Source organism: Thermoactinomyces sp. CICC 10521 (genome assembly GCF_016055135.1).
Taxonomy (GTDB): domain Bacteria; phylum Bacillota; class Bacilli; order Thermoactinomycetales; family Thermoactinomycetaceae; genus Thermoactinomyces_A; species Thermoactinomyces_A daqus.
The window spans coordinates 1-8,669 of sequence record NZ_JAECVZ010000048.1 but is presented as its reverse complement, the minus strand read 5'-3'; the positions used below and the strand labels follow the sequence as shown (position 1 = coordinate 8,669).

The window sequence follows — 8,669 nt, the reverse complement described above, 5'->3', positions numbered from 1 at the left end:
GGGAGAGAAACCGTAGCAGGTTAAGCTACTAAGGGCACACGGTGGATGCCTTGGCGCCAGGAGCCGATGAAGGACGGGGCGAACACCGATATGCCTCGGGGAGCCGTAAGCAGGCGTTGATCCGGGGATTTCCGAATGGGGCAACCCACCAGCTTGAAGAGCTGGTACCGCCATCTGAATCCATAGGATGGACGGGGGCAGACCAGGGGAACTGAAACATCTTAGTACCCTGAGGAGAAGAAAGCAAACGCGATTCCCTGAGTAGCGGCGAGCGAAAGGGGAACAGCCCAAACCGACAGACTTTGTCTGTCGGGGTTGTAGGACGTCTCACACGGAGTGAGAAAGGCGAGGGATAGGTGAAGTGGTTCTGGAAAGACCCGCGATAAAAGGTAACAGCCCTGTAACCGAAATCCTTCGCCCTCCGAGACGGATCCTGAGTACCGCGGGACACGTGAAACCCCGTGGGAAGCTGGGAGGACCACCTCCCAAGGCTAAATACTCCCTGGCGACCGATAGTGAACCAGTACCGTGAGGGAAAGGTGAAAAGCACCCCGGGAGGGGAGTGAAAGAGAACCTGAAACCGTGTGCTTACAATCAGTCGGAGCTCCTTTGAGGAGTGACGGCGTGCCTTTTGTAGAATGAACCGGCGAGTGACGGTTGCGTGCGAGGTTAAGGTGAGAAGCCGGAGCCGCAGCGAAAGCGAGTCTGAACAGGGCGCATGAGTACGTAGTCGTCGACCCGAAACCGGGTGATCTACCCATGTCCAGGGTGAAGTTCCGGTAACACGGAATGGAGGCCCGAACCTTTTGGTGTTGAAAAACCATAGGATGAGGTGTGGGTAGGGGTGAAATGCCAATCGAACTCGGAGATAGCTGGTTCTCCCCGAAATAGCTTTAGGGCTAGCCTCGGAGCAGGAGTGATGGAGGTAGAGCACTGATTGGGCTAGGGGCCCTCACCGGGTTACCGAACTCAGTTAAACTCCGAATGCCATCCACTTTTCCTCCGGGAGTCAGACTGCGAGTGCTAAGATCCGTAGTCAAAAGGGAAACAGCCCAGACCACCAGCTAAGGTCCCCAAGTAACCGCTAAGTGGGAAAGGATGTGGAGTTGCCTAGACAACCAGGATGTTGGCTTAGAAGCAGCCATCATTCAAAGAGTGCGTAATAGCTCACTGGTCAAGTGACTCTGCGCCGAAAATGTAACGGGGCTAAGCGGTTCACCGAAGCTGTGGATGTTGCCGAAGGCAACATGGTAGGGGAGCGTTCCAAGCGGCGTCGAAGCCGCATCGTGAGATGCGGTGGAGTGCTTGGAAGTGAGAATGCCGGTATGAGTAGCGAAAAGAGGGGTGAGAATCCCCTCCGCCGTAAGCCTAAGGGTTCCTGAGGAAGGTTCGTCCGCTCAGGGTAAGTCGGGACCTAAGCCGAGGCCGAAAGGCGTAGGCGATGGACAACAGGTTGAAATTCCTGTACCACCTGATTCCGTTTGTACGATGGGGGGACGCAGGAGGGTAGAGAATCGCGCGACTGGATGTGCGCGTCCAAGCGGTGAGGCTGAAAGGACAGGCAAATCCGTCCTTTCTTTAAGGCCAGGCCGTGATGGCGAGGGAAATTTAAAGTACCGAAGTTCTTGATCTCACACTGCCAAGAAAAGCCTCTAGGAGGAAGCAGGTGCCCGTACCGCAAACCGACACAGGTAGGCGAGGAGAGAATCCTAAGGCGCTCGGGAAAACTCTCGTTAAGGAACTCGGCAAAATGACCCCGTAACTTCGGGAGAAGGGGTGCCCCGGTAGGGTGAATAGCCCGAGGGGGCCGCAGTGAAGAGGTCCAGGCGACTGTTTAGCAAAAACACAGGTCTCTGCGAAGCCGCAAGGCGAAGTATAGGGGCTGACGCCTGCCCGGTGCTGGAAGGTTAAGGGGAAGGGTTAGCGCAAGCGAAGCTCTGAACCGAAGCCCCAGTAAACGGCGGCCGTAACTATAACGGTCCTAAGGTAGCGAAATTCCTTGTCGGGTAAGTTCCGACCCGCACGAAAGGCGTAACGATCTGGACGCTGTCTCAACGAGAGACCCGGTGAAATTGTACTGCCTGTGAAGATGCAGGCTACCCGCGACAAGACGGAAAGACCCCGTGGAGCTTTACTGCAGCCTGATATTGAATCTAGGTACGGCTTGTACAGGATAGGTGGGAGTCGCTGAAACCGGAGCGCCAGCTTCGGTGGAGACGCCGGTGGGATACCACTCTGGCCGTATCGGGGTTCTAACTCGCCGCCGTCAGCCGGCGGGAGGACCGTGTCAGGTGGGCAGTTTGACTGGGGCGGTCGCCTCCTAAAAGGTAACGGAGGCGCTCCAAGGTTCCCTCAGCGCGGTCGGAAATCGCGCCTACAGAGTGCAAAGGCAGAAGGGAGCTTGACTGCGAGACCGACAAGTCGAGCAGGGACGAAAGTCGGACTTAGTGATCCGGTGGTTCCGTGTGGAAGGGCCATCGCTCAACGGATAAAAGCTACCCCGGGGATAACAGGCTTATCTCCCCCAAGAGTCCACATCGACGGGGAGGTTTGGCACCTCGATGTCGGCTCATCGCATCCTGGGGCTGAAGTAGGTCCCAAGGGTTGGGCTGTTCGCCCATTAAAGCGGTACGCGAGCTGGGTTCAGAACGTCGTGAGACAGTTCGGTCCCTATCTGTCGCGGGCGCAGGAAATTTGAGAGGAGCTGTCCTTAGTACGAGAGGACCGGGATGGACGCACCGCTGGTGTACCAGTTGTTCCGCCAGGAGCACCGCTGGGTAGCCAAGTGCGGACGGGATAAGCGCTGAAAGCATCTAAGCGCGAAGCCCACCTCAAGATGAGATTTCCCATTCCTTCGTGGAAGTAAGACCCCTTGAAGATGACAAGGTAGATCGGTCCGAGGTGTAAGCACAGCAATGTGTTCAGCTGACGGATACGAATCGGTCGAGGGCTTATCCTACTACTTCTCTTCCACTTGCAACCCTTATTCCAATCTTATTTTCAGGGTGTGTTTTCAAACCTGAATATCTTGTGTGCCCTTAGCTCAGCTGGACAGAGCGTCTGACTACGGATCAGAAGGTCGGGAGTTCGAATCTTCCAGGGCACGCCACCTGTCTGGTGATGATAGCGGAGGGGATCCACCCGTTCCCATCCCGAACACGGAAGTTAAGCCCTCCAGCGCCGATGGTACTTGGGGTTCACCCCTGGGAGAGTAGGTCGTTGCCAGGCACAAAAAAACCCATCTCGATTGAGATGGGTTTTTTTGTGATCAATTAAATGGTTCTTTGTGAATGCCGGAAGGTTTGCTTCGCAGGATCAGAATGCCGGTTTTCATCGAGTATCGAAAAAAATACTTGCTTTTTTTTATCCAATATGTTAACATTAAGATCTGTGAAAGAGATAATTGAGCGTTTTGGAGGGATACCAAAGTGGCCAACTGGGGCGGACTGTAAATCCGCTGGCATTGCCTTCGTAGGTTCGAATCCTACTCCCTCCACCAGTTCAAATTTTGAGCCATTAGCTCAGTTGGTAGAGCGCCTGACTTTTAATCAGGGTGTCGAAGGTTCGTGATGGTTTGCGGTCGTGGTGGAATTGGCAGACACGCTATCTTGAGGGGGTAGTGGCCCCTGGCCGTGCGAGTTCGAGTCTCGCCGACCGCACCAATAAGCGGGTGTAGTTCAGTGGTAGAACATCGGCCTTCCAAGCCGAATGCGAGGGTTCGATTCCCTTCACCCGCTCCATGTTCCTCAGTAGCTCAATGGTAGAGCACCCGGCTGTTAACCGGTAGGTTGCAGGTTCGAGTCCTGCCTGAGGAGCCAGAAAATGCTTCCTTAGCTCAGTTGGCAGAGCGCTTCCATGGTAAGGAAGAGGTCACCAGTTCGAGCCTGGTAGGAAGCTCCACTGTTCTTAAAAAATTTTTGTTGATGGCGGTCGTGGCGAAGTGGTTAACGCACCGGATTGTGGCTCCGGCATTCGTGGGTTCGATTCCCACCGATCGCCCCATTAGTGCGGAAGTGGCTCAGGGGTAGAGCATCGCCTTGCCAAGGCGAGGGTCGCAGGTTCGAATCCCGTCTTCCGCTCCAATCAATCGTTAAGAGGAGAATGCCGATTGGTGTTTTCTCCTCTTTTTTCGTGCGCCCGGCATGGGCACAGTCTGTGGGGTGAAAGATGTACCCGGAAGGCGATATTCTCCCTGCTGGAATGGAATGACATAATTCAAGTTAGAAATGAAATTATAAAAGAGGGGTATCTGTCGGAATAGCCTGAGGCCATTGACAAACCCAGCGGTTTATTTCTTCTGGGTTTGTCAATGGATTTTAAAAAAAGGAGAAAATAGAAGTTGTATAAAATTTGATCAAACTATCTACAGGACAAGAGCCACCTATCGGATGAATCGGGTAGATCCTATTATTTCACAGCAATCAAGTGCAGTTCTGCAAAATCATTGATGATGCTGGCTTCGGAATCGCGGTTTAACTCCGTTTCCAATCTTTCCACCCCTGCCTGATAGTCTTTTTCATCAATTAACGTCAATACAGAAATATCCCGATTGCGAGCATGTTGCATACATTCGGTCAACGGCATAGAAGTCATTCTATAACGGATGTCCAGTTCAACTTGAAAACCTCTTACGGATAATTCACGATAAATCAGATCTTTTGGCCAAAATCTCTTCAAATCCTCAAAATACGCTGAAGGGAAGTATTGATACACCCACCATTGCCGCATTTCATGGATGGAGATGTTGTGCATCTTGTACATGCCGTTTTTCTTCAATATACGAGTGACCTCATCCAGTACCCTCGATTTTTCAGCGAAATGATGAAAAGCATAATGGTTCACTATTACATCAAAGCTCTCCGGTTCGTATGGCATTTCTTCAGCCAATCCTTGAATCAGCCGGACGTTTGGAACCCTCCTTTTCGCTTGATTCAACATGGCTTGCGATGCATCTAACCCGTACCATTCAACCGACACCGATGCAAAGGCATGTAATTGTTTTTGCAAATATAATCCCGTACCGCATGCTAAGTCCAAAACGCGAAATTCTCGATCAGGATGCTGAGCAAAATATCGCTTCAAGTTCTCATCAGGTCCGATTTGTCGTCGGTATGGATTTTGGTCATATCGGTCTGCAATCCGAGAATAATCTGTCACTTTCATCTGGTTTCACCTCGCTTTTTTAACCAATTCAATAGTGCCTTCTCGATTGGAGTGGGATTTTGACTCTGTTCTAAACTAATTTTTTTGACACACAAGATTGTCATCCTGCTTTCTTTGTCAGCAGTCTCGGGACTAACCATCAAAATAGCCCCTTCGCTCTTTCTTCTTCCGCCTCACAGAAATAAGCACTTCTTTTTCCTACACTCACTCGCCGAATCATACCGCATTTTCGAGCATCTATTTGGCCATAGTACAAGGTATCAACTAAATGTATTTTTGATGGGATGATATTGCCTGAAAATCCGAAACTTCATCAAACAACGGACTTTGCCTGTTTGGCGAAGTCAAGGTTTAAGGAGTATGAAGACGCGATATGACCTGCTCGTCAGACTTAAGTGAACCACCGTATGTTGGGTGTATTTAGTGAAACAAAATTTGTACAAATTATGAATTGTATTTTTTTGGGGCTTATATAATAAATCTCAGAGAAGGAAAATTGAAACAGTTGTGGAAAGATATTATCACAAAAGGAGGGATACATAATGGTAAAAAAATCGAAACCATTGTTGTCTGTGTTGTTTGCTGTCTTCTTGTTGGCATTTAGTGTGTTTCCGGCCGTTTCGTCTGCTGCGGCAGTCAATGTGAACTTGGATGCGCAGTTGAAACTCTTTGCCAAAGCAAACCTTTTAAATGTGGTTAAAGTTAAGGCGGATTGCGATTCAATCGTGCTGAAAGTCACTGTGAAAAGCTTGGCAAAATTATTGGCCGTTGTGGGGGCTGATCTGAAAGCGACGGTTCCTTACGAGATTTACGAGCTTCCAAACAAGGAAGCCGACATCAGCCAGGGAAAACTGGTGAAATCCGGAGTCTTCGAGCCTGGTCAAGGAGATAAAGAGTTTAAAATCGAATATCATCCCAAAGCAAGTGCTTATTATGTAGTCAAAGTGAAACTGTTGGTTGGTGCGCATCTCGTCGGTCAGGTTGTTCTTGTTAATGTCGACCTGGGAGTGAAATGCCAAAATCCCGGTCAGCCTGGCCAACCTGGTGGCGGTGATCAACCAGGAGGGAACAATCCTGGTGGAAACAATCCAGGAGGAAACAATCCGGGAGGGAACAATCCGGGAGGGAACAATCCTGGTGGAAACCAACCGGGTACGAACAATCCGGGAGGTGGCAGCCATCAACCCCCGCAAGGAGGACAACTGCCCAAAACAGCGACTGAGTATCCGATCAATATGGTATTTGCACTTGTTGCCATTTTGTTAGGGGTCGCTCTCTATATTCTGTCTGTTCGCAATAAAGGGAAAAGCATCCCTGTTTAGATTCTAAACTTCGAATCGTTCCCGTTAATTGGAACCCGGGTCTCCGGTTACTCCATTGCCGGGAACCATAAAGCAACACGATAATACGAAAAACACCTCCTGATGGTAATTCCATTCGGAGGTGTTTTCATTTATTATTCGCCTTTTTTCATTTTGGTGATAATGGAGCGGGCAATCCAGACGCCACATGCACTTGCCTGAGCAAGTCCTCTGGTGATTCCGGCTCCGTCTCCCCCTAAATAGAGTCCGGAAATTTCCGATTCAAAGTGTTCATTCAGTTTTGGACGGGCAGAGTAGAATTTTGCTTCTACTCCGTAAAACAGTGTGTGTTCCGATGCGATCCCTGGCGTTACCTTATCCAATGCCTCAACCATTTCAATCAGGCTTTTCATCGTGTTGTAGGGGAGGACCAGACCAAGGTCTCCCGGAACGGCTTCTTTCAAAGTGGGAGTGATAAATCCTTCTTTTATTCTCTTTGGAGTTGAACGTCTTCCTTTCAGGATATCGCCGTATTTTTGGACAATGACGCTGCCGTTGGAGAGCTGATTGGCCAAACGTGACACTTCATGGGCGTATTCGGTCGGCTGATCAAAGGGATCATCGAATTTATGGGAAACGAGTAGTGCGAAATTTGTATTTTCGCTGCCGAGTTTGGGATCTTTGTACGCATGACCGTTTGCCAGCATGATGCCAGAATGGTTTTCGACGACAACATGACCGGATGGGTTGCTGCAAAAAGTGCGAACCCGGGTTCCGACTGAGGTATTAAAAATAAATTTGCCTTCATACAAATGCTGGTTAATCTCTTCCATGACAATGTTGCTTGTTTCTACCCGGACACCGATATCCACCTGGTTGGCAGACATTTTCACACGACGCTTCCGCAAAAGTTTTGCCAGCCAGGCTGAACCATCGCGCCCGGGCACTATCACGATCTGTTTGGAAAAAATTTGTGTTCCGTCCTTTAACTCGACTCCCACCGCATGATGTCTGCCTTCGATTCGCTCCGTGATGAGATCGAGAACTTCCGTCTTATACATCATGTCGATTTTGCCATTCAGATATTCGTAAATGCTGGCCAGGATCTTAAGGTTTTGTTCTGTTCCGAGATGGCGGACTTGTGCCCGGAGGAGTTTGAGGCCGGCGGAATAAGCGCGTTTTTCGATTTCCTTGACTTTTTCGGTCAAGGGGTCGGTAATCGTGTCAGTGGCGCCGTGTTGCAAATTGATTTGATCTACATAGTGGATTAAGTCGAGTACAGTATCCGTTGAGAGGTAATCGGTCATCCATCCGCCAAATTCGCTGGTGATATTAAATTTCCCATCAGAATAAGCTCCTGCTCCTCCAAACCCGTTGGTGATGGAACAAGCGGGTACACATCCGGCGAAGTCTTTTTTGCCCGCTGGAGGAGGGCATTTTTGAATTTTTTTCTGTAAAATGGGACAATTTCGCGAATAGATGTCGTGCCCCTTATCGATCAACAGGACTTTGGCCTCCGGCATTTTTAAACTAAGCTCGTAACAGGTGAAAATTCCTGCAGGTCCGGCACCGACGACGATGACGTCATATTTCGTTTTCATTCGGATCCCTCCATAGTGGCATGGATGTTCTATCCTTAACTTTGGCTTTTTTCGAAAGAAAAACTTGACTTCTCATCTCCTGCAAAACCCTAGATACTATATCAAACCAAAAAACAGAAATCAATGGGTATCTGTAAAAAACACGAATAATATTTTGGAATACGTGTAGGATCGTTCGTTTATTTTGACTGGAGACAGGAATACAGAGAGCATTTCGATGGGGAGAACCGTCTTTGTAACATTTCTTGAAAGTAAGATGTGGAAAAGAGATTGGTTTTATTAAAAAAAGTGTTGACACCTTTATTTTATCTTGTTATTATCTATTTTGTCGCTGCGAAACGCGGTTGAGAAAAAAGAATTTCGATGTGTTCCTTGAAAACTAAAGAGTGAAGCATGACCTGTTGATTCTTTTTGAGCTAGTTCTTTATCGGAGAGTTTGATCCTGGCTCAGGATGAACGCTGGCGGCGTGCCTAATACATGCAAGTCGTGCGGGGGAAGATCCTCCGGGATCGGACCCAGCGGCGAACGGGTGAGTAACACGTGGGCAACCTGCCCGCAAGACGGGGATAACTCCGGGAAACCGGTGCTAATACCCGATAATCC

At 49.4% G+C, this 8,669-nt stretch carries 3 protein-coding genes, 8 tRNA genes and 3 rRNA genes; 12 read left to right on the top strand and 2 right to left on the bottom strand.

Translation table 11 applies throughout. The annotated features are described in order from the left end of the window. Positions 1 to 18: 18 nt before the first annotated feature. From I8U17_RS17285 to I8U17_RS17240, 10 genes are all read left to right on the top strand, one after another. Positions 19 to 2,959: ribosomal RNA gene (locus tag I8U17_RS17285) — 23S ribosomal RNA — on the top strand. Positions 2,960 to 3,032: 73 nt separating this feature from the next. Then, positions 3,033 to 3,109: transfer RNA gene (locus tag I8U17_RS17280), tRNA-Arg, on the top strand. 4 nt (positions 3,110 to 3,113) lie between these two features. After that, positions 3,114 to 3,228 (top strand): 5S ribosomal RNA (rrf, locus tag I8U17_RS17275). 186 nt (positions 3,229 to 3,414) lie between these two features. Beyond that, positions 3,415 to 3,499: transfer RNA gene (locus tag I8U17_RS17270), tRNA-Tyr, on the top strand. Between the two features lie 77 nt (positions 3,500 to 3,576). Beyond that, a tRNA-Leu gene (locus I8U17_RS17265) sits at positions 3,577 to 3,662 on the top strand. A gap of 4 nt (positions 3,663 to 3,666) precedes the next feature. Continuing rightward, positions 3,667 to 3,740 (top strand) — tRNA-Gly (locus tag I8U17_RS17260). Positions 3,741 to 3,743: 3 nt separating this feature from the next. After that, a tRNA-Asn gene (locus I8U17_RS17255) sits at positions 3,744 to 3,818 on the top strand. A 6-nt stretch (positions 3,819 to 3,824) separates the two neighbouring features. Continuing rightward, a tRNA-Thr gene (locus tag I8U17_RS17250) sits at positions 3,825 to 3,900 on the top strand. Positions 3,901 to 3,926: 26 nt separating this feature from the next. Continuing rightward, positions 3,927 to 4,002 (top strand) — tRNA-His (locus I8U17_RS17245). A 5-nt stretch (positions 4,003 to 4,007) separates the two neighbouring features. Continuing rightward, a tRNA-Gly gene (locus I8U17_RS17240) sits at positions 4,008 to 4,082 on the top strand. A gap of 325 nt (positions 4,083 to 4,407) precedes the next feature. Here I8U17_RS17240 and I8U17_RS17235 read toward each other — a convergent pair. Further along, the gene (locus I8U17_RS17235; protein WP_198056603.1) at positions 4,408 to 5,163 is read right to left on the bottom strand and encodes a class I SAM-dependent methyltransferase; all 756 of its coding nucleotides are present in this window, start codon (positions 5,161 to 5,163) and stop codon (positions 4,408 to 4,410) included. Positions 5,164 to 5,705: 542 nt separating this feature from the next. On the opposite strand from I8U17_RS17235, the gene I8U17_RS17230 reads away from it, so the two are divergent. After that, complete coding sequence (locus I8U17_RS17230) at positions 5,706 to 6,485, top strand: hypothetical protein (RefSeq protein WP_198059902.1); 780 nt, start codon at positions 5,706 to 5,708, stop codon at positions 6,483 to 6,485. A 134-nt stretch (positions 6,486 to 6,619) separates the two neighbouring features. Here I8U17_RS17230 and I8U17_RS17225 read toward each other — a convergent pair whose 3' ends face one another. Then, the gene (locus I8U17_RS17225; RefSeq protein WP_198056605.1) at positions 6,620 to 8,065 is read right to left on the bottom strand and encodes an NAD(P)/FAD-dependent oxidoreductase; all 1,446 of its coding nucleotides are present in this window, start codon (positions 8,063 to 8,065) and stop codon (positions 6,620 to 6,622) included. 424 nt (positions 8,066 to 8,489) lie between these two features. Between I8U17_RS17225 and I8U17_RS17220 the strand changes: the two genes are divergently transcribed. Then, positions 8,490 to 8,669, top strand: a 16S ribosomal RNA gene (locus I8U17_RS17220); the annotation flags it as partial.